The organism is Vibrio sp. TAP-3B (genome assembly GCF_057784735.1).
This window is the reverse complement of the sequence record NZ_CM173495.1, coordinates 993,994-1,013,388: the sequence shown is the minus strand read 5'-3', so window position 1 is coordinate 1,013,388 and position 19,395 is coordinate 993,994. Positions and strand designations below refer to the sequence as shown.

The 19,395-nt window shown below is 43.8% G+C and carries 17 protein-coding genes and 1 pseudogene; 8 read left to right on the top strand and 10 right to left on the bottom strand.

Features of this window, described 5'->3' with window-relative positions:
• Window positions 1–220: 220 nt before the first annotated feature.
• From AC3D28_RS04770 to AC3D28_RS04750, 5 genes and pseudogenes are all read left to right on the top strand, one after another.
• Window positions 221–319, top strand: a pseudogene (locus tag AC3D28_RS04770) (HD-GYP domain-containing protein); the annotation flags it as partial.
• Window positions 320–636: 317 nt separating this feature from the next.
• The gene (locus tag AC3D28_RS04765) at window positions 637–1,830 is read left to right on the top strand and encodes an iron-containing alcohol dehydrogenase (protein ID WP_488535712.1); all 1,194 of its coding nucleotides are present in this window, start codon (window positions 637–639) and stop codon (window positions 1,828–1,830) included.
• 121 nt (window positions 1,831–1,951) lie between these two features.
• The gene (locus tag AC3D28_RS04760) at window positions 1,952–3,196 is read left to right on the top strand and encodes an aromatic amino acid transport family protein (RefSeq protein WP_488536054.1); all 1,245 of its coding nucleotides are present in this window, start codon (window positions 1,952–1,954) and stop codon (window positions 3,194–3,196) included.
• 244 nt (window positions 3,197–3,440) lie between these two features.
• Window positions 3,441–3,869: a hypothetical protein gene (locus tag AC3D28_RS04755; protein ID WP_488535711.1), complete on the top strand. Its 429-nt coding sequence runs from the start codon at window positions 3,441–3,443 to the stop codon at window positions 3,867–3,869.
• A 94-nt stretch (window positions 3,870–3,963) separates the two neighbouring features.
• Window positions 3,964–4,182, top strand: a complete 219-nt coding sequence (locus tag AC3D28_RS04750) for a hypothetical protein (protein WP_098415500.1) — start codon at window positions 3,964–3,966, stop codon at window positions 4,180–4,182.
• A gap of 164 nt (window positions 4,183–4,346) precedes the next feature.
• Here AC3D28_RS04750 and AC3D28_RS04745 read toward each other — a convergent pair whose 3' ends face one another.
• From AC3D28_RS04745 to AC3D28_RS04735, 3 genes are all read right to left on the bottom strand, one after another.
• On the bottom strand, window positions 4,347–4,895 hold the full coding sequence (locus AC3D28_RS04745; protein WP_098415501.1) for an MSHA operon transcriptional regulator: 549 nt from the start codon (window positions 4,893–4,895) through the stop codon (window positions 4,347–4,349).
• A gap of 266 nt (window positions 4,896–5,161) precedes the next feature.
• Entirely contained in the window at window positions 5,162–6,505 is a 1,344-nt protein-coding gene (locus tag AC3D28_RS04740) for a sodium/glutamate symporter (protein WP_488536053.1), read from the bottom strand.
• Window positions 6,506–7,131: 626 nt separating this feature from the next.
• A complete protein-coding gene (locus AC3D28_RS04735; protein ID WP_488535710.1) occupies window positions 7,132–7,818 on the bottom strand; it encodes a DNA-3-methyladenine glycosylase I in 687 nt (228 codons plus the stop codon).
• 88 nt (window positions 7,819–7,906) lie between these two features.
• Here AC3D28_RS04735 and AC3D28_RS04730 point away from each other — a divergent pair, with 88 nt between their 5' ends.
• Complete coding sequence (locus AC3D28_RS04730) at window positions 7,907–8,101, top strand: hypothetical protein (protein WP_488535709.1); 195 nt, start codon at window positions 7,907–7,909, stop codon at window positions 8,099–8,101.
• Between the two features lie 70 nt (window positions 8,102–8,171).
• On the opposite strand, the gene AC3D28_RS04725 is transcribed toward AC3D28_RS04730, so the two are convergent.
• The 3 genes from AC3D28_RS04725 to AC3D28_RS04715 are packed head-to-tail and all read right to left on the bottom strand — an operon-like array spanning window position 8,172 to window position 13,649.
• Window positions 8,172–10,994 (bottom strand): Hsp70 family protein, encoded by a 2,823-nt coding sequence (locus AC3D28_RS04725; protein WP_488535708.1) that lies wholly within the window; start codon window positions 10,992–10,994, stop codon window positions 8,172–8,174.
• A 55-nt stretch (window positions 10,995–11,049) separates the two neighbouring features.
• Window positions 11,050–13,017, bottom strand: a complete 1,968-nt coding sequence (locus AC3D28_RS04720) for an Hsp70 family protein (RefSeq protein WP_488535707.1) — start codon at window positions 13,015–13,017, stop codon at window positions 11,050–11,052.
• Entirely contained in the window at window positions 13,017–13,649 is a 633-nt protein-coding gene (locus AC3D28_RS04715; RefSeq protein ID WP_098415505.1) for a DUF2760 domain-containing protein, read from the bottom strand. The genes AC3D28_RS04720 and AC3D28_RS04715 overlap by 1 nt, the downstream gene beginning before the upstream one ends.
• Before the next feature lie 411 nt (window positions 13,650–14,060).
• On the opposite strand from AC3D28_RS04715, the gene AC3D28_RS04710 reads away from it, so the two are divergent.
• Window positions 14,061–14,591, top strand: coding sequence for a 3'-5' exonuclease (locus tag AC3D28_RS04710; protein WP_098415506.1), 531 nt, complete (start codon window positions 14,061–14,063; stop codon window positions 14,589–14,591).
• A gap of 217 nt (window positions 14,592–14,808) precedes the next feature.
• Here the strand turns inward: AC3D28_RS04710 and AC3D28_RS04705 are convergent, their stop codons facing one another.
• The 3 genes from AC3D28_RS04705 to AC3D28_RS04695 all read right to left on the bottom strand — a co-directional run bounded on the left by AC3D28_RS04705 (window position 14,809) and on the right by AC3D28_RS04695 (window position 17,681).
• Window positions 14,809–15,249, bottom strand: a complete 441-nt coding sequence (locus AC3D28_RS04705) for a tellurite resistance TerB family protein (RefSeq protein ID WP_098415507.1) — start codon at window positions 15,247–15,249, stop codon at window positions 14,809–14,811.
• 122 nt (window positions 15,250–15,371) lie between these two features.
• Window positions 15,372–17,321, bottom strand: a complete 1,950-nt coding sequence (locus AC3D28_RS04700; RefSeq protein WP_488535706.1) for an alkaline phosphatase D family protein — start codon at window positions 17,319–17,321, stop codon at window positions 15,372–15,374.
• 9 nt (window positions 17,322–17,330) lie between these two features.
• A complete protein-coding gene (locus AC3D28_RS04695) occupies window positions 17,331–17,681 on the bottom strand; it encodes a VC1380 family protein (protein WP_098415509.1) in 351 nt (116 codons plus the stop codon).
• Between the two features lie 375 nt (window positions 17,682–18,056).
• On the opposite strand from AC3D28_RS04695, the gene AC3D28_RS04690 reads away from it, so the two are divergent.
• Window positions 18,057–18,470: a hypothetical protein gene (locus tag AC3D28_RS04690; RefSeq protein ID WP_488535705.1), complete on the top strand. Its 414-nt coding sequence runs from the start codon at window positions 18,057–18,059 to the stop codon at window positions 18,468–18,470.
• A gap of 90 nt (window positions 18,471–18,560) precedes the next feature.
• Here AC3D28_RS04690 and AC3D28_RS04685 read toward each other — a convergent pair whose 3' ends face one another.
• Window positions 18,561–19,145, bottom strand: coding sequence for an FMN-dependent NADH-azoreductase (locus AC3D28_RS04685; RefSeq protein ID WP_488535704.1), 585 nt, complete (start codon window positions 19,143–19,145; stop codon window positions 18,561–18,563).
• Between the last annotated feature and the right edge of the window lie 250 nt (window positions 19,146–19,395).

The following is a 19,395-nucleotide window of genomic DNA, read 5'->3' as shown; positions in this document are numbered from 1 at the left end:
ATAATGCTTATCAGGTTAAGAGCTGGGAGCTTTTATAATGTTCTCGTCACTATTTAGGTGTAGCAAATGTTACGTTATGGATTACGACCCTAAAATTTAATCAAGACCGCTGAAGGTATTAAAAAATTTGACACAAGTGGTGTGAAATATGTTGGGGTGGAGCAAACGTTATCCGAACAAAGGGGGCTTCAAACCTGTCGCGGACAAAATCACTCAACCAAACCCCTCTCAACCTTTGAAACCAGAAGTAAAATGTTTTTTACCCCGTAAATATAAACGTTATATCGATGTCACTATGTTCGACTTGAAAAATAGCGCGCCTTTCTCTTAGAGATCAATACAATCTACTGATTATGTGAATCCATCAGGGGCAAATATTCCCCCTTCTGAACTAAAAGATAGCGGCGAGCTCGTAACACTCCGTTATGTTATTCCTAATACCGCATAGACGTCAGAGCAAAGTTTTTTGCTTGCTATTTGGCTCACTTTATCGCTTAAAAAGCGAGTGTTTTGCTTGATAACCAGACTGGTTGACGCGTTGTTCGTTTCTACCTTATTGATAACATGAGATTCTAAAAATAATCACGGGCGCCAAAAGCAGCTAGAATAATAGCTCTAGATGAAAAAGGATTTCGTATGTTTAAGCACGCTTTATATCGGACTTACACTAATGGATTAAAATTAGCGGCGCATGTATTACCAATGCCGAGACCAACACTCTTTTCTGGACCTGGCTCGACGAATGAGTTATTGGAATCGATGACTGAGTTGGGGTTTGAGCGAATATTATTAGTCACAGATAAAGGACTAATGGAAATAGGAATGTCAGATTCAGTCGTGGAGATGGCGGCTAAATTTGGTTTGAGGCTAGAGGTTTTCTCGCAAGTAGAGTCAGACCCTACTTACGATCAAGTGGAGAGCGGACTCAAGGCGTATCAACATTTTCAGTGTGAAGGGATATTGGCATTAGGGGGCGGATCTGCAATAGACTGTGCAAAGGTAATTGCTGCAAAAGTGACCAATAAACGTTCTGTCAAGACACTCGCAGGGTTATTCAAAGTGTGGCGAACGCCAGCACCGCTATTTGCAATTCCAACGACATCAGGAACTGGCTCTGAAGTAACCATTGCTGCCGTAGTCTCAGACCCTGATACTCATCTTAAAACCCCGTTAATGGATCCAAAACTGGTTCCTTTAATGGCAGCTTTAGATGCAAATCTATTGGTTGGTTTACCTGCTAAAATGACTGCGGATACAGGAGTCGATGCGTTGACTCATGCGATCGAAGCGTATGTTTCCCGTAATGCTACTCAAGAAACAAAAGCTTACTCAATTGCCGCAATCAAGTTGATTTTTAAATACCTTCCTATGGTTGTTGAACGGGGAAGCGATATACGAGCTCGGCACAAAATGGCAATGGCTTCTTATTACGCTGGTTTAGCGTTTACCAAGGCGAGTTTAGGTTACGTTCATGCTTTTTCTCATACACTAGGCGCTAAATATGGTTTACCTCACGGTATGGCGAACGGCTTGGCATTACTGCCCGTGTTACGCTTTTCATTATCAGAAATTGAACCTCAACTAAAAACACTTGATGCAATGACAGGAGATAAAGAAGCGGGAGGCGAGAGCGCCCAGCGCTTCTTAAACAAGATAGAGTCTTTGTTTTTTGCTATCGAGATTGAACAGGCCACTAGTGTTATCAAGCATGAAGATGTTACATCTCTTGTTCGCTTGATACTGAAAGAAGCGCATTGGAATTATCCTGTTCCTAAGTTTATGAACCGTCAAGAATGCACTCGGTTATTATCAGATATAAGCGATCTGTAATTATTTATTTACACTTGTGGTTTTTTATCCTTACACATTGCTTGATCTTCTGCTTAATATCTTACAGTATCGGTATCATTACGAAGATGGTATTGGTTTCGGTACGCTCTTGCCCGATCTAATGCTGATAATTTCTATAATATGTAAAGATAACTATACAATGAGTCGTTCTAAAGTATTTGGTAGCACCTTAATTATTGCGGGAACTACAATTGGAGCTGGTATGCTGGCTCTCCCTATTGCCTCTGCGGGCATTGGTTTTTCTACCTCTCTCATCATTATGTTGAGTTTATGGGCTTTGATGGCATTTACTGCCTTGCTCATGCTCGAACTGCATCAGCATGCTGAAAGCAGTGCCACGCTGCATACATTAGCTAAGCAGATCCTTGGACAAAAAGGTAAGTGGGTGGCGAGTTTCGCCATGTTGTTTTTGTTTTACTCATTGTGTGCCGCGTATATTGCTGGTGGCGGTGCTCAGTTTGGTGATCGACTCACGCAATGGTTTGATCTTGATATTTCAGGTTCGACCTCGACCATCATCTTTACGTTGATTGTGACTTTGGTTGTTACCGTTGGTACGAGTACAGTAGATAAAGTGAACCGTGTGCTGTTTGCGATGAAGCTGGTGGTGATGGTCGTGGTATTGTCTTTCTTAGCTCCGAATGTAACCGAGTCTTACTTATTGAGTATGCCGATAGAGCAAGGTCTGATAGTCGCTGCTATTCCTGTTATTTTTACTTCGTTCGGCTTTCACGGAAGTATTCCTGCCATCGTAAACTACTTAGATGGAGATATGTCTTCTTTGCGCAAAGCGATCATTATCGGTTCTACAATTCCATTAGTGATTTACATTTTCTGGCAGATCGTCACTTTGGGTGTCGTAAGTCAAAATGTCTTAATCGAAAATGGCGGCTTGAGCGCGCTAATTGGTCAATTATCTCAGTCGGTTCATCAATCCAATTTAGGTAACGTTGTTGGTGTTTTCGCAGATTTAGCGTTACTGACTTCTTTCTTAGGGGTAAGTCTTGGTCTCTTTGAGTTTTTAGGCGATACGATCAAAGGCAATCACGATAAACCCAATCGTTTAGTCGCCGCTTTAATTACATTCACACCACCACTTGGATTTGCTCTTTTTTATCCGCAAGGGTTTATTATGGCGCTTGGCTATGCAGCCATTGCTTTAGCGATTCTGGCGATTTTCTTACCTTTGGCCATGGTGATCAAGGTGCGTCGTTCCGGTGAATTTAATGGCGAGTACCGTGTGCCTGGCGGGCAGGGAGCGTTGGTAATGACAGGTATTGCAGGTACAGGCATTGTATTGGCTCAGGTATTGATCACGCTTGGTGTTCTCCCTGCGCTTGGCTAGAGCTATTTTCAAAAAATATGGTCTTTTATCAAGCCAATGAGTTTTGCTCATTGGCTTTTTTAATCTGGATCAAACTACCGTAAGGTTTCCAAGGAAAAATTGGTGAAAATCTACCATTGTTTCGTACACTTAAATTGTAATATATCAATAATTTAAGTAGAGAAAACCGCTCAAAACTTATTAAAATTTCTGACATTCATGAGCGCTTTCTTCTTGTCTCTCTGCTTTAGTATGGAGGTGAAGTATGGCATACAGCCGTTTTTATCTGTTTGCTAAGCCGATCAATGAACAACTGCAAACGCTGAAAGATAGAATGCAGGTATACCTACCGTGCATTGACTGGGGGTCGTTTGCAAAATACCACCTTGCTCAAGATGTGATCAAATCCTTTGCAGAAAGTGAGTTCGACACTGGGTGTTTAGCTCATCACGTGTCGTCTTTCCGTAAACTGCCTCATCTCAACATTGCATCGAAAAATGCGTTACCTCGTATCGTTGATGATCTTCGCAATATGAACTATTGCTCTCGGGTTCAAACCTTATTGAAACAGGGTTATCAGTCTTCAGTGGCGACTTATTGTTATGACCAAAAAGCATTTACTGGCTTTGTTTTCTTGAACTCTGTTCAGCCTAATGCGTTTAAGCATCCAGAGCACTATACAGGCCGAGAATAATGTTAAGAAATAGAATAAAGGAGCTGAAATATTGACGGAAAGGAATGCATAAACAATACTGTTTTTATATACAGCTAAAGTTTGGAGGTGAAGTATGTTGTGGGAAACCCTTGAAAGAGTAAACCGCTTACGCCAACAAGCTCTTGCTAACCCTGATTTTGTTCAAGCAGCCAAAGAGCATGAACAAGCACTTCAGGAGCAAGAATGCCATTCTCAAACCAAGAAAAAGCGTTCAACTAAAGACAAGCAGGGTAAAAAACCGCTGGCGGATATTTATAAAGAAGTCGAGTTTGGAGCTGATGCTCGGCATTAATGACTCAGTTTTGGCTTTGCTCTTATGCTCATACGCCATAGCATAAACAAGTTGTCTATCATGTGAGGGCAATGTGACGACATTGCTCTCGCCCATCTAAACCAACGATCAGTGATGGTATTAACGTATAAATAAACAGCTCTGTTGTATTGCGGGGTATTGATTTAGAAATCTGCTTTGCGAACAAAGTGAGGGTTTTTGTACTTTTTGGGCGGGCCAAACGATGACACGACGAGTTTGTTCCACAGTATTTTATCAAACTCAGCCTTTGGAATTGAAGGGTAGAGAGTTTCCTCTTCTTCTCTCGCAAAGTTCATATACTGTTTTTTCTTAATGTGGTTGTATTTTTTCGCGACTTGGTTGTGTTTTCTCACCCACTCTAATTTGTATTGGTGGAGTACTTTTTTACCTTCATCCTCACTCATTCGAGAGAGGAATAGCCGCTTATAAGACACTTTTCTATCCAGCATTGTACGCATGACGGTTTGGATATACTTACCATGGTGCGTAATGGTGATGTCATTTTCATCAATAGGAGTGACACACCAGCCTTTAGGAAAAAAGTCTGGCTTCTTAAATTGTTTATTACGCTCCATTAATGCCTGATGTAAAACCAAATCAGAAGTGCCTCGGAACGTCTTTTGCCATTTACCGATACGAATTTGAATCGAACCAGGTAAACGATAGATGTTAGTAAACTTATCTTTGTCCATGGACTTGGGTCATGAGATTAATATGTATTATGAGAAAGTAGCCCTGAGTATCAGACTGAAGTAAATGGAGATTTTACAACGACCTTGCGTGATATAGCGAGGAGTTATGTCAATAATCGGTAAGAAATGAAAAATTAGTTTAGATTGTGAAGGAATGGAGATTCAATGAAGACTGAACAGGTTGAAGCGCGGTAAGTATCTTCCCACTTTGGAGAGTGAGTTGAAAATTAAGTTCGGGAGGCTGTGCCCTCCCGAATTTTAGTGATTTAGGAAGCGTCAGTGGCGGCTTGACCACTACGTTTAAATACGAATCGCCAGATAAATAGGACAACAGCAATGTAGGCTAAACCGACGCCCAAAGCCTGCCAGTGCAGGCCATTATACATAGCGATTGGCATAAGGGAGATGATGAAAATGTCAGTAATTGATCCCGGAACATAAGCAATGGCATAGTCATCCAATACTTTGCTGCGCATTTTAGGATCGACGATACGTAACAAGGCGATTCCCATTGCTACCGTGCCCGTGAGCCACCCCCAAGAGAAGATGCCTTTTTCGAACCAATTATCTCCCATAATGCGAGGTGCAACCCAAAAAATGAGCCACAAGGTAAACGCAATACCACCAGTCGCAAGTACAACCATTGGCATTAAGTACTGTGCTAACACTGTGATTTTGATGGCAGAGATACCAAAAATAATCAAGTAATCCGTACTAATGCCGGCGGCGTGTTTAAATGCGCCATCACAAAGGTAACGAGACGCTTTGGTTTGTTTTGCAATAATACGAACCAACATGCCTCCCAAAAATCCAGTTACAAACGTTGGGATCTGTACTTTGTCATGGAAGGCGGAAAGATAGTTTGCCGCAACGTATGAGAATCCCGTCACGACAACCACAAGTGCGGCATGAATCGCAAATGAATCCACAGACAGCGACGACATGGTATCTTTCATTACTGGCTCTTGCTCTGCTGGCTTAACCAACCCTTTGCGTTCATGTTCATCCATACTATCGAAAGTCGTAAAGCTACGAATCCATCCCATTTTCAACGCAAATTGAAGCATGAGCATGCCGACGGAAATTGAAATGAAGATTCCAACCGTGGCAAAGGTTAGACCTAAGGTAAAGCCATCTTCCCAGCCAAGCCCGGTGAAGATTTCTCCTACGACAGAAGCTGAACCGTGACCACCCATAAACCCAGCAGACATGGTAATTCCGAAGCCCGGGTTGATATCAGGCCAGAAGAATGTGGTTAGCGCTAAGCCAAACATGCCAGCAAACAGCCATTGCGACACGGATGCGATTTGGTTGAAAGCCCATAATGAACCGGCTCTTTGAGCCACTACTTTTGGTGATGGGACGTCTGTAGCTAAACCTAACGCAGAAAAAAGTGCAGCAGTTAACAGGCTTGCGTTTGCGGTAAAGGTTTCTGTCCATGGCAATACATTAAGTAGAGCAGGGCCAAAAATCAGGCCGAGTAATCCTGCCAGTACAGCAGACGGAATGTACATACGTTGCAGCAAAGGCATGTGTACGCGGATAACTTTTGCTGTGATCAACAGTAAGCCAGCGATGGCTAAGTCAGTCAGCATTAGACCTTTTGGCATTTTTTGTCCTCCAGTAAATGCATCCAAGGCGCTCATCCTTTGACCAGCCTTGATGAATAGGTAACTCCCAGCGGAAAAACCACGAAAATAGCCACCATTGCGGCATAGAGTCATGGCTGTTCTAATCAGCACTCAGGAGTACTCTAATATTGGTGCTGAAGACCATGCGATCTTCAAACATATAAAAATGAGTGCAATAGTTGTGAGTGATCACGAAGTGTTGAGAAATTTGAATGAACTTCTCAATCGCAATCATATCTGTTGACACTTCACTCAGAAAGGGCGTGTATCCTAGTCAGTTTGTTAGAGCAATGCAATTGAGGTTAATCAATATTTAGTACCCAAAAGTAGTTAGTTCGCATTAACCTTTTGATAAGTAAATATATTGATTAAGAAAAATAATTTGTCGAAATGATGATTTTGGACGATGTTGTATGTGATTAGCGGTGTTTAGAACAAAATGACTGAAGAATTGAGTGAAAGTAATAAGAAACTGGTTCAAAAAGCTGGGTTTTTTCACTTTTGATGTTGAATTCTATTCGGTTAGGATGACTTTCGTCAGCGATATTTTAGACAACGAAAATGGATGTTCGAAGTTCAGGTTAATCTTCTATGAGCGGGCCCTGTTAAATTCGATTGTCGCCAGTACTAAACGCAATGATCTGGCTGATTTCGCTTAGGCTTCGACCACACTCTTTTTGCCATTGAATAAATGCTTTGTTAGCGCTGGCGAGGGACTTTTTCGTTTCTTTACCACCTTCGATAATTTTGCAGTTACGTAAATAGGCTTCTACGTCATGAGAGAGAATAAAGGTATCGACGCCCATTTGACGTAAAGTATAAGGGCCTGTATTGCCACCCAAGCGGCTACCGTGTTTTTTCAAGTATGCCCAAAGGTCAGTGATTTGCTCTTGAGGCCAATCCGCGATCATTTTTCCAAATGAGCCGTATTCGAATGTTGCTGCGTGGATCATGTGGGCATTCGCAGGAATCGACATGACCTTAGTCAGATGACGGATAATTCGTTTGTCTGCCGCTTTGGCTTCCCACTGCTCATCAGAAAGCATCAACAATGGTTCGATTTTGAACCCGAAAAACACGGCTTCAAAGTTTGGCCATTTATTTCGCACAACACGCCATGAAATGCCACTTTGAAATACTTTCATCGAAAATGCTGCTAACCATCGGTCATCAGGAATTGCAGCTAAATCTTCTTTACTCAAAGGATGAGAGAGTAGCGATTCAAGTTGATCTTCACCGCCTTTACGCTCGGCAGCCCGTTGATAAATAGCGTCAAATTTTTCGATACTCATAAAAAAGAAGTTAGCCTTATTTGATGTCGATATGGGGTATACATACTACGCTTAAGTGGCTGAATCGTAAATTGATGGAGTGTCACAAATGAAGAAGGTTACATTAACGTTTGTTGGTGAAGGTTCGGATCGTGTCGCTGAAAAATTTTATAATTGGCTTGCTGATGGCGGGTTGGAAGATGGATTGATTGAAAACCTATCAGATCGAGAAGTGTCGGTGGTTGGCATCAGTGATATGGATAACGAAACTAGAGATATTGTGATTACCACAGAGATGAACTAACTCTTTTATACTGAATGGATAAAACAAAGCCCTTCGTTAAGGGCTTTGTGGCATTAGGCAGTCTGTAAAGTTAATGGTGAACTAAAGTTAAGCCATTTGGCAGTGCATCTCCGAATACACGTTTCGATTCACTTTCAGACAGCTCTTTTACTTCTTCAACCAACGAAACCCACGATTCAGGCACTTTACTCTGTTTTAGTTTCGCTAGGACTTGCTCACGGTACTCGTCTGAAATGTCGAATAGACGATCACCCGTTTTGCGACAAATCATTACGGCTGCGAATGCGACCATGGGTTCTTTTTGCCAATTCTGCCCCAACAGCTTAGGCAACCATTGTTCCGCTTGTTCGCGAGGTATGACGTTGTGTTGACTACCATATAACGGAGTACGAGACGCCAAACGTCCCACCGCCCACCAATGCGCTGGTTGGAACTGATTGTGGTTAGTGGCTTTACTTAAAAACCAAGTCGCCAGTAGTACTTTGTCGTCCACTTCTAAGTGTTCAAGAGATGCTGACAAACGCACCATTGATTCATAGCCCATCTCCTGCGCGGTTTTTGCCGATTGAGGGTTCTTCATTGCGCCGGGATGCAAGTATTTGGCGATGTCAGCCAAGATGGTTTCTTGCTGCTCTTGGTTCAACCCGCCAGCGATGCGACGCCAAAATACCCACCAATCTGTCCAGCCTTGATGGTTCTTAAATTGAATGTTTTGTTGATACAGTCCCCAAACTTGTTCAATACGCCAAGAGTCTGTGGGATCACCAAAGCCTGGGCGAAGTGAAAAACCAGCGAGACGAAGCCAGTTTTTTTCATGTTGTTCTGAGCGGCGACGACGTTTACGACCTTGTGCGAAAGTATCGAATAGTTGACGTAGGGTCGTAAAGTCCCATTCATCGCGTTTACCGAGTTTCTTCTCAAGATCTTTGGCTAAGGTTTTGATCTCTTTGCCTTCTGCACTTTTCTTGTTGCCGCTGTATAGGCGAGAAATTAATGCCTTACACTCGTTCAATCTCGGGTGAAGTTGAAATTGTTCTTCGTCGTCCGTTTGTTTGTTACGCACTTCGAATTCCAGTTCCCAACGTTTGCTGTCGTCTTCGGCGCTGACACACTCCATCTTAAGTGTGCCGACTTCTGTCAACTGACAAGCGAGTTGCACTTCTACACGCTCCTTTTGGTTGGCATGTAGAAGTGCACCGTCACCTTCTAGTGTGGTGATATAAGGAGGAAGAGGAGCAAAAAAATCCGGGTCGACATCGACCATTACGCCATTTTGAATCGTGGTGTTGTTGGTTAATGTATCGTGTGTCGAAGTCAGCAGGTTAAAACGAACTGGCTCACCAAGCGTTAAAGAAAAGCGGCGACCGCTTAAACGAATCTCATGCCCTTCTTCTGTTCCCTTTGCAAGTAGACACAGTGCTTTACCCATCTTGTTTTTCTCTTGCAGATGCAAGAAGTAAGAACGAGCGGCGCCACCACCGATTTTTAGCTGTGCGCCCCGACGTGCTTTACCAAACGCAACGGCACCAAGTGCGACGGACCAGTCCGGATGTGGGTTGTCTAATACGGTAACAGGAGCGCCTCGCCAAGCGGAAAGTAGGGCAGTGATGCGTTCTGTGACAAGGTCACTATTGAATACCCCCCCGTTTAGTAGCACACCAACAGGAATGGCGGTTTGTTTGTCGTCGTCAATGCCCAGTGCGGATCGAGACACTTGTTGATGGTGAGTGAGGAATTCGGCAACGTGTTTGCTCACGGCAGGGTCTGCAACGTAAGGAAGACCGAATTCAACCACTGCGCTGCGGCGTTTGTCTGGGATGGCTCTGAAATCTGAAAGCGGGAAGAAACCATCCAGAGCAATTTGATGCACCTCTTGTTTGCTTAGCGCAATACTTTGCGTGCCGCCAAGTAACTTAGAGCCGCTACCCAGCATCGTGATTTTCACTTCGTTTGGTGCGCGTGCTGAAAGCAGGTTTTCCTTCGCTTTACGCGTTTGTTGAATCAGTTTAGTTAAGCTCGCAGCGGTAAGTTTTTTATTTTGATTGAAGCGGCTTTCTGCCAGGTGTGCGAGTGCTAAGTCTAGGTTGTCACCACCCAGCATTAAGTGTTCACCAACGCCGATACGATTAAGGGTTAAATCGCCACTATTGTCATTATTTGAAGTAAAGCGAGCTTCAATCAAGCTTAAGTCAGTGGTACCACCGCCAACATCACAAACTAGGATGAGCGGTAGTTCCTTGAGCTCATCAGCTACCGTTTTCAGGTGACGCGAATACCAGTCGTAACACACTGCTTGTGGCTCTTCGAGCAAGATGATTTTCTTTAAGCCAGCCAGTTCTGCAGCTTCTAGCGTCAACTTACGCGCTGTTTCATCAAACGATGCCGGAACGGTGACGACGACGTCTTGATCTTCCAGTTTGTTGCTTGGATGGCGGTAGTTCCACGCTTGACGAATATGGTTTAGGTAGCTTGCACTGGCGATAACCGGTGATACTTTATCAACGTCTTGTGCACCAGCCCAAGGAAGGATGTCTGAGCGGCGATCCACCGCTTGGTGTGATAGCCAACTTTTCGCGCTGGAGACCTGACGGCCTTCTACTTTCGCGCCTAATTCACGCGCCCACTCACCGACGATCACGTTTTTGATATCGCCAGAAACTGGTTGGTTTTCCCATGGGAGTGTTAAGTCAGAAGGGGAGATTTGCCCCTCTGCTGGATGGTAGCGAAAAGAGGGCAGCAGCGGCTTACGAACCACTTCACCAGGACCTATTAATTGGTCTATTTCAAATAGGGAGACTTCAGATTGTTCAAGGTTGTCGGTGATTTCACAATACGCGACCACAGTGTTTGTAGTGCCTAAATCAATACCAACAAGAAAACGAGGAGATGTCATACAAACCTTCGTATATTTAAAAACGGCACCCAGTTGGATGCCGTTTGATTTCTACTTACTCTTCTTCATTTGAGTCGCTTATCGCGTCTTCGCGCACATCGAACTCAACATGCCATTTTTGACCGTTATCAGCAGCAATGGCTTCTAAGTAAAGTGTACCCAGCTCTGTTACGCGAGACGCTAAGGTGACCGGAACTACGTCACCTTCACGACGACCTTCAGAAACTGGAAGTGTGACTTGAATTTCAGGTAGTTCCTCAAGCTCGTCTGGCGCCCAATAATCGAGGTGCGTACCCGCGAGATCATCACGGCGCACAGTTGAACCGAAGAATTGGAAGTTGACCGGCTGACCGATAACCAGACCAAACTCTTGGCTTGGCACATCAACGCTTGAACCTTCTTCCATACCAAATGGGGCGATACACAGTGCTTCCATTGGTGGAGCCATGCCCGGGATCGCTGGCATGGCACTTTCGATACCTACATAGTAAGCCGACGCGATACCACCACGGATACGGACGCCTTGACCGCGACGAACCGATCCGTAGTAAGCTGCACCACTCGCTACCGCTAGGTCTAGGTCCACGCCTGTCAGACGTTTCGCCATTTCCGCGTCGGCTTCAAGTAGCCATTCATTGATCGTATCTTCTAAGCGAGTCGCAAGAAGCGTCGACTTAAGAACACCACCGTTGAATAAGATTGCAGTTGGTTTGATGAAGTCAGCCGATTGAGTTGCCTCTGAACCCGGCATTCCCGGCATATTCGCAAACGGATCAAAGTCTTGAGCCGGTGCTGACTCACTACCGCTTTGCGCGTTTGCTTGCTTAGACAAGAACGCGGCAATGTGACGAGTGATGCCCGCATCTTGTGCGTAAGGTAGACCCATTTTCGTTAGTGCACCACGGTTACGCTGAACAGGGTGATCAGTAATCGCCACTTGAGGGAAGAAGCCATCAACCAGTGTTTGTTGTACTTCTTCTTGAGTCAGTTCTGTTTTTAACGTTGCACCAAGCAGTTTAGAACCACGGCTAGGCACGACGATTGGCACCGCTTGCAGTTCGCTGTCGTTCAATAGCGCTTCTTTCGCATCACGACAGGCGTGCGTCATGGCTTGAACTTGCCATGGTTGCAGTTCTTTGCCTTCTTGCGCTAGCTTCATTTTTAGGCGGTAGGCAAGAGCAAGGTCCATGTTGTCACCGCCGAGCAGGATATGCTCACCTACAGCGATACGGTTGAGTGTTAGGTTGCCGTTTTCTTCAGTGACTTCCACTAAAGAAAGGTCTGTTGTACCACCACCGATATCGACGACTAAGACGATATCGCCGACTTCAACGTCGTCACGCCACTTGTCGTTGCTGTTATCAATCCAGTTGTAAAGTGCTGCTTGAGGCTCTTCTAAAAGCGTTAGGTGCACAAAACCAACGTTACGTGCAGCTTCTGCTGTTAGGTCGCGAGCCGCAGGGTCAAACGATGCAGGAACGGTGATCGTCACATCTTGCTCAGCAAGATTATGGTTTGGGTTCGCGTGGTTCCAAGCGTCTTTTAAATGCTCGAGGTAAAGCTCAGTTGCGCGAAGCGGTGATATTTTTTCTACGTCTTCTGGGCTACCCGCAGGAAGAAATGCATCACGACGGTTTACACCACCGTGGCAAAGCCACGATTTTGCACTAGCAACAAGGCGAATCGGTGTTTTTGAACCCAAGTTACGAGCGATAGCTCCAACCAGTGCTTTTGGCTCGTTTGACCACGGTAGCACGCGTGATTGTGGGCTCATCTCGTGTTCGTGCGGTTGGTATAGAAACGAGCCGAGTTGGCTGCGAGTTTCTACCGTGCCAGGCGCTGTTAATTGTGGGATAGGCATCACTTGTACACGAGCATCTTCATCGTGAGTGTCAATAAAAGACATCACACAATGCGTTGTGCCTAAGTCGATACCCACACTGAACTTAGGAGGCAGGTGTTCTTGTACCGTTTCTTGAAGGTGTTGTTGGCGTGAAACGTTTTCTTGGTTCATGTGTTCCATTACAGCTCAACCTCAGCTGGTGCGATCACTGATGGATCGTAGTTCTCTGCCAGTTTAGGTAACGTCATCGATGTTGCCTTCCAGCCTTTGTGAACGAGCGTACCGTGGAACGGCGCGCTACCAGTTACGTTGCCAGTTAAGCGGATTTCTTGTGGATTAAAGTCTTTTTCAATCGTAATGCGAGTTTCTTCGTCTTCGTTACGCACATGCGTCAGTGCCACATAGTCGTTCAATACTTTTTGACCACCAGTGTGAATAACGCGAGCAGCGGCACCGACTTCTTCGTCAGAGAATGAAGTGAGGTCTTCTTTTAAGAAATCGATAAGGCGCGCCTCTTGTTGCATGATAGAAAGCAGCTGCATTGCAGAAGCTGTTGAAGCGGTTGCGAGTTTCGATTCCACCTCCACGACTTTTTCAACGATTTTTTCTACTTCAACGACCTTTTCAACTTCAACGATCTTCTCAACTGGCTTTTCAACTTCGACGATTTTCTCGACCGGTTTTTCTACCACTTTCTCAATCACTTTAGACTTGCGAGATACCGCGATCAAAAGAAGCAAAACGCTCGATGCCGTTAGGCCAGCGTGGAGCATATCGAACGTTTGAGGAATTAGGTTCAAATCAATGTTCATGACATTTTCTCTTTCTATTGATGATTGGTGCTCAGCATTGGCTCATATGTGTTCACTAAAACGATCGTCTTTGCGATCTTGCACCAAGTTTAGACATTAAAATGATGACGGATGGTAGCATATTCAAGACTTAAGGCTGTAATAATTCGTGGATATACCGCATGGACAGGGTGAAAAATCAACAATTGGACTAACCATTATAGTTGTTGCTTGATGTTTGCTCGTTACTAAAGCTGTATTTCAGTAAAGATGAAGATCTTGAAAGCTTATACCATAAAATGGATAACCAACTTTACCTAAGTAAGAAAAACGGTCGGCATAGCGTGTCGATAGGTGATTAAATTCGAGTTTTATATGGCATTACGGTAAAATTTAACGCTTTGAAATTTATGTTAGGGATCAAGACAAACTATGAACCATAACCGTATTGTATGCTTCGATTTAGAAATGTGTTGCTGGAACGAGAATGGCGTTGGCAGCACGGGTGAGATCATCGAAGTTGGGTTAGCCGAAATAGATTTGTCTAAAGGCGAAATAGTCAAGCGAGCTCAATACTATGTAAAGCCTGAGTTCGATGAAGTCTCATTGTTTTGTGTGGAGTTAACTGGTATATCGCCACGTAAAATCGAAAAGCAGGGTCGCCCATTAGAAGAAGTGCTTAAATCTATGATCAAGAACTTCGGTGGTCGCAATAAGATTTACGCGTCGTGGGGTCGTGACGATATGATTTTATTGGAAGAGTGTAAGCAGAAAGGCATTGAAGCGCCGTTTTCAGAGTTCATTAACTTAGCGACGTTATACCGAATTCAAAATCGCCTTAAAGATAAGCGTATTGGCCATCGAGCTGCACAAGAAGCCAAAGGTATTGATTGGGAAGGTCGCCAGCACTCAGGTTATGTGGATGCGTACAACTTGGCTAAGCTTGCCTTGACGATGCTTTAATCACTGATATAACTCTTCGTTCGTAACAAAGTTTCCATTTAACTTATATTATTTTTTTGTCACAGTGCGTAGCGAGTTCAAGTGTCGTTGAATGCACGTATTTTTATAATACGACTGTTGGCTTAAAAAAACGCGCTGTCAGCGCGTTTTTATAACCGCTTCGTTACCCCAGCTGGATTGAAATTCAATCTCGTACTTATTTGATGTGTCTGCGTAACTACTGAGATTGAAGTTTCGCACGAATGAATTCACTGTGGTCGACATAGAGCAATTCTGCTGTTTTACGAATAACGGCTTCTTCTAGTGGATCAATTTCACCATCGGCATAGGCGACTTCCCACATACTCTGAATCAAACTGTAACGAGTTTCTTGAGTCAACTCTCTTAGCTGAGATGTGAAGTCGTACAACGAAGCAGAATCTTGGACTTTTTGCTGCGCCTGTTCCAAGAGCTGATTCGACTGTTCCTCATTTAATGAGAGGAGCTTCATCAGTAAAGAGCGTTTGGTTTCATACTCTTTTTCATCGGTTTTATAATCGGCCCCTGACACTTCACACAGCAAACAGGCGATAGCCATGTTAGGAGAAAATGTGTTGTTTTGGCTTAGGTCTGCGCCATCAATGAGTTGTTTGAATAATGAGGTTAGAGAATTAAACATACTGAACACCGAGCTATTGTCTATTTTGTTAACATGGTAATAGATACGGAAAATCTCAAGGTGTAGTATCAAATTTAGCGTACCGTTCACTCCTTAGGAACAATCAAAAGGTCAATAAAAACTCAGTTATCTCGACCTTCGGCACGAGTTGGCGGGAAATGAATTTCTTCGTTGTCACTTGTTAGGATACTAATTTGACTTGGTTTTCCCTGCTCATCTAAGCGCAGTTCACCGATGGCACTGTGATTCACCAAGCGATAAAAGTTGTGGGAGCTTGGGGCGCGTTTGTAAATCTTCAAACGCTTACGCTTTGTGAACCAGTTTAGCGGTGAGCGAGGGCTATATAGCATTCTGTCTAGGCCATCGCAGATGTTCAGCAGTTGCGTTGGAAATTGATTTTTAATCCCACTGCAAGTGATTTGATAGATGTTTGGGCTATTTTTTCGATAGCGCAGTTTGATGTCATACGCGAACGAGTAATGCACATCGCCTGACAGAATGACAAAGTTGGTCGGTGTTTTCGTGTGAGTGAAAATACTGATCAGAGTATTCGCGCTTCCAGGATGTGTCATCCAGTTTTCGGCGTCGACCATCAAAGGTTTTCCAAGCACAGTGACCACTCGTTGTAAGGCTTCTATAAACTTCACACCAAACATGGGCGCTGCAGAAACAATAATGACCTTATCTTGATGGACAAGCTCTTGATGGAAGTCAATCATGGCTTCCCAATCCATTAATCCTGACGGCTTGTTCATTTTCGACTCAGAACGCCAACGTCGAGTACGAGTATCTAAAACCACCACTTTTGGAGTAGTAGGGATGGTGTAATGCCAATTTTCAAAGCGGTATAAATATTGGATAAACGCATCCTGATCTTGTGACGAGTTCTCGCTGAAAAAACGTTGCGCGATGTTCATAAATTCATCATTGAATTTTTCAGGGGCGTTTCCCCATCCTTGGCATAGCCAATAAGCGATAAGACTATTACCAATAATACGTTTTGCAAAAGCGTTACTATATGCCGCTTGCTCCCAACCAATTGTGAGGTTCCAGTCGTCAGTGACATCATGATCATCAAAGATCATGTAAGTTGGAATATGCGCTAGTAATCGCTGAACTTTATGTAAACCCGCGATGAATTTTTCAATTTGAATTTTTTCGTCGCGCCACTGTTGTTGCCATTTTGGAGCGAGCGTTTCCCCACCGACAGTGAATCCACTTTCTAGCAAACGATCTGACTGAATAAGCTGCCACAAGGTAGGAGACCAAACCAATAAGTACATGGCGAAACATTCGGCAAAACTTATCAGGTGGTTCTCACATTCTTTTGCGCTGAAGATTGGTGTGCCACGATGAGGGAAAAACTTGTTGAGTAAACGGCCATCACTGGTATAGCGGGGCAACAACTTATCGCGTCCATAATAGCAGTTGGGGTGCTGATAAAGAGCGGTGGTATCTGCTATTGGCGCTTGTTCAAACTTTTCACCGGGTAAACCTAATAATGCGATGACCTGCTCAATTGCATCGAGTGTTGGACCGGCAACATGGTCAGCATAGATTTGGTCGCCACTCATTATAAGCATGTCTGCACGATCTTCGATGGCTTGAGAGGCTATTTTGTCATCTGCTGTTACTAAAGAATCTTTACTAAAATGGTGTGGGTTACGACAAGAACCATGCAAAACATAGTCGGCCTTTTCACTGATGAAAAATGTCACGCCTTGATTTGGGTTGTCATCTTGTTCATAAATGAGGTGCGGGAGCAAGTCTGCCAGCGAACCATTTTGGGTGATAATCTGATAACGAAGCGGTTGATGAGTAGGAAACTTGCCCTTCAACGTGAGTAAGTTTACCCAAGCGTTTCGACCGATTTGAAACTGTTCTGGTTGTTCATTTAGCGAAGATTGATAAAGGATATCGGCATTTTCATCGGTGATTTGCACCATGCCTTCTAATCGTTCGGTGGTGACAAGCCAAATGTTGATTTCAGTCGCCGTTACTTTGCGTAGGATAGGACCCGCAATAATAAGAGGAAGTGGAGAGTTTTCAGTCGTAGTCAACAAAGCTGGCAATGTAATTCCTTATTCGTTGGATGCTTCTTCTAATATTTCGATAACTTGAGAACTACTAAGTTCATGTCCCATAAGAAATAATCCTAACATCGCATCTGCTTTTGAAGCATTGTCACTGTCCTCGTCGAGGAGTTGTTGAAGTCGAGCTCGAATTAGGTCAATTTCATGCTCCACAAAACCACGGCCTTCTTCCTCCCCCTGATCTTCTTCTGGCGCATTATCAAAGTGTAAAAATAACATATCGCCATCAAGTTGAGTCTCTACTAATCTTTCAGGTAGCCATGCTTCTCCCATGACAATATCTGGGTCGGCTTCGGTTGGCAGGTTATTGAGATGAGAGATAAGTTCTGATGCTTTCACTTTTTACTTCATTATGTTTGATGTTGAACTAAGTTAGGGTGTATTGAAAAGTGCGATTAACTCTAACAAGTTATTGAGTCATTTTATAAAATGATGGGACTCAAACTGTCACGAGTATGACAACATTTATCATTGTAACGGCCAGAATCAAAAGAACATAAGCTTAAAACCGCAATTCATTGATGTTTGCATTTTTATTAACCAGTTTTATTCGTCATTTATGAAGAGATTAACTCTAACTACTCTCGCTCTATCTCTCGTGATGGTCACATCAACAGTGATAGTGTGAAATAAAAAAAACATGGGGTATAGAAAAAAATAGACGCGAAAGGTCGGATTTGTTGCTTGCTTGATTTTCACCCATCATGAATAGTGATGAATACGACAACGTTACTATCCACACTCAATTTTGTTTATCGTGCAAAAGTGAAAGCCGTTTGTGATGCATCTGATGGCGCAAACAGTGTTAGCCACATGAGCATCGACTCCTCATATAATATTCAAATTGAGGCAATGAACTGTACTAACGAGGAATTTGCCAAGCGTTTTTTCCTTATTCACGGGGAAGGACACCTTGAGGGCGACGGCTGGTTAGTGCTTTACGGTAACTCTTTAAAGGTCGAGGTAGGGAACGACATAGAAATCCCGAGCGATTTGGCCTTTAACGCGATGATAGAAAAGCTGGTGAGTGAGGGAAACCAAGCGTTAGAGAAACTCTACTTGGATGGCCTACATCGCTTGGATAAAGTGCATCGCTTAAGTCGAAAGAAAATAACGCCTCGTCGTTAATATCATGCACTTTCAATAGAAAGAGCAACACAAAAAGAGCGATTGGCGTTCACCAACCACTCATCGTTTTCATGCGATTTTAACTTATGACTATGCGAGTGTAGCAAGTTGGCCTTGTGCCTCAGTCATGCCTTTCGCTGCGGCTTCTTCACCCATGTTTAGCGCTTCTGCATAAATAAACTCTATATCGGTGATGCCAACGAAACCAAGTACCGTGCGTAAGTAAGGGGTAATGTTGTCCGTTGATGAACCTTTGTGGATGCCACCGCGTGTGGTTATAACGATTGCTTTCTTACCTTCAATCAAACCCTGAACGCCGCTCTCGGTATATTTAAATGTCACACCCGCGCGAGCAATCAAATCAATCCAGTTTTTAAGCTGAGTTGGAATCGTGAAGTTGTACATTGGCGCTGCGATAACCAACGTGTCTGCTGCTTTCACCTCTTCAATCAAGGTATTAGACAAATTCACCACGGTTTGCTGTTCCAGTGAAAGGTTTTCTGTTGCGCGAAGAGCTGTTGCTACCGTGAAATCTAAAACCGGTAAAGGTTCCGCCGCTAAGTCACGAAGAGTGAGTGTATCTTTGTCGACATTTTTGATGAATTCTTCAACCAGTTTATTTGACTGAGAGTAATCGCCAAGGATGCTTGATTTTAAAGCGAGTATACGAGACATAATGGGTATTCCTTAAATAAGTACTTTTGACTATGGCGACTATTATAAGCAACCCCGCTTTGTTAAAAAGCCTAGTTATCTGCTTAAGTTGTTCGAAAAAGTCGAATTGGCTTTCGGTTATCTTGTTGTGACTCTAGTGTGATACAATTCGCGCAGTTTTATGTAATGGAAAGAATAGGAAACGCTTTGACTTCGTCACAGCCCACAAAAAAAACTTCCGCTGAAGAGCAATCTGCGCCAACAAATGGCG

What these genes read in the sequence shown, in the direction of transcription:
- AC3D28_RS04725 (WP_488535708.1), bottom strand. Translation starts at nt 10,994, where the DNA reads ATGACATCTCCTCGTTTTCTTGTTGGTATTGATTTAGGCACTACAAAC.
- AC3D28_RS04750 (WP_098415500.1), top strand. Translation starts at nt 3,964, where the DNA reads ATGTTGTGGGAAACCCTTGAAAGAGTAAACCGCTTACGCCAACAAGCT.
- AC3D28_RS04715 (WP_098415505.1), bottom strand. Translation starts at nt 13,649, where the DNA reads ATGAACATTGATTTGAACCTAATTCCTCAAACGTTCGATATGCTCCAC.
- AC3D28_RS04745 (WP_098415501.1), bottom strand. Translation starts at nt 4,895, where the DNA reads ATGGACAAAGATAAGTTTACTAACATCTATCGTTTACCTGGTTCGATT.
- AC3D28_RS04705 (WP_098415507.1), bottom strand. Translation starts at nt 15,249, where the DNA reads ATGTTTAATTCTCTAACCTCATTATTCAAACAACTCATTGATGGCGCA.
- AC3D28_RS04690 (WP_488535705.1), top strand. Translation starts at nt 18,057, where the DNA reads ATGAATACGACAACGTTACTATCCACACTCAATTTTGTTTATCGTGCA.
- AC3D28_RS04755 (WP_488535711.1), top strand. Translation starts at nt 3,441, where the DNA reads ATGGCATACAGCCGTTTTTATCTGTTTGCTAAGCCGATCAATGAACAA.
- AC3D28_RS04760 (WP_488536054.1), top strand. Translation starts at nt 1,952, where the DNA reads ATGCTGATAATTTCTATAATATGTAAAGATAACTATACAATGAGTCGT.
- AC3D28_RS04740 (WP_488536053.1), bottom strand. Translation starts at nt 6,505, where the DNA reads ATGCCAAAAGGTCTAATGCTGACTGACTTAGCCATCGCTGGCTTACTG.
- AC3D28_RS04735 (WP_488535710.1), bottom strand. Translation starts at nt 7,818, where the DNA reads ATGAGTATCGAAAAATTTGACGCTATTTATCAACGGGCTGCCGAGCGT.
- AC3D28_RS04730 (WP_488535709.1), top strand. Translation starts at nt 7,907, where the DNA reads ATGAAGAAGGTTACATTAACGTTTGTTGGTGAAGGTTCGGATCGTGTC.
- AC3D28_RS04685 (WP_488535704.1), bottom strand. Translation starts at nt 19,145, where the DNA reads ATGTCTCGTATACTCGCTTTAAAATCAAGCATCCTTGGCGATTACTCT.
- AC3D28_RS04710 (WP_098415506.1), top strand. Translation starts at nt 14,061, where the DNA reads ATGAACCATAACCGTATTGTATGCTTCGATTTAGAAATGTGTTGCTGG.
- AC3D28_RS04720 (WP_488535707.1), bottom strand. Translation starts at nt 13,017, where the DNA reads ATGGAACACATGAACCAAGAAAACGTTTCACGCCAACAACACCTTCAA.
- AC3D28_RS04765 (WP_488535712.1), top strand. Translation starts at nt 637, where the DNA reads ATGTTTAAGCACGCTTTATATCGGACTTACACTAATGGATTAAAATTA.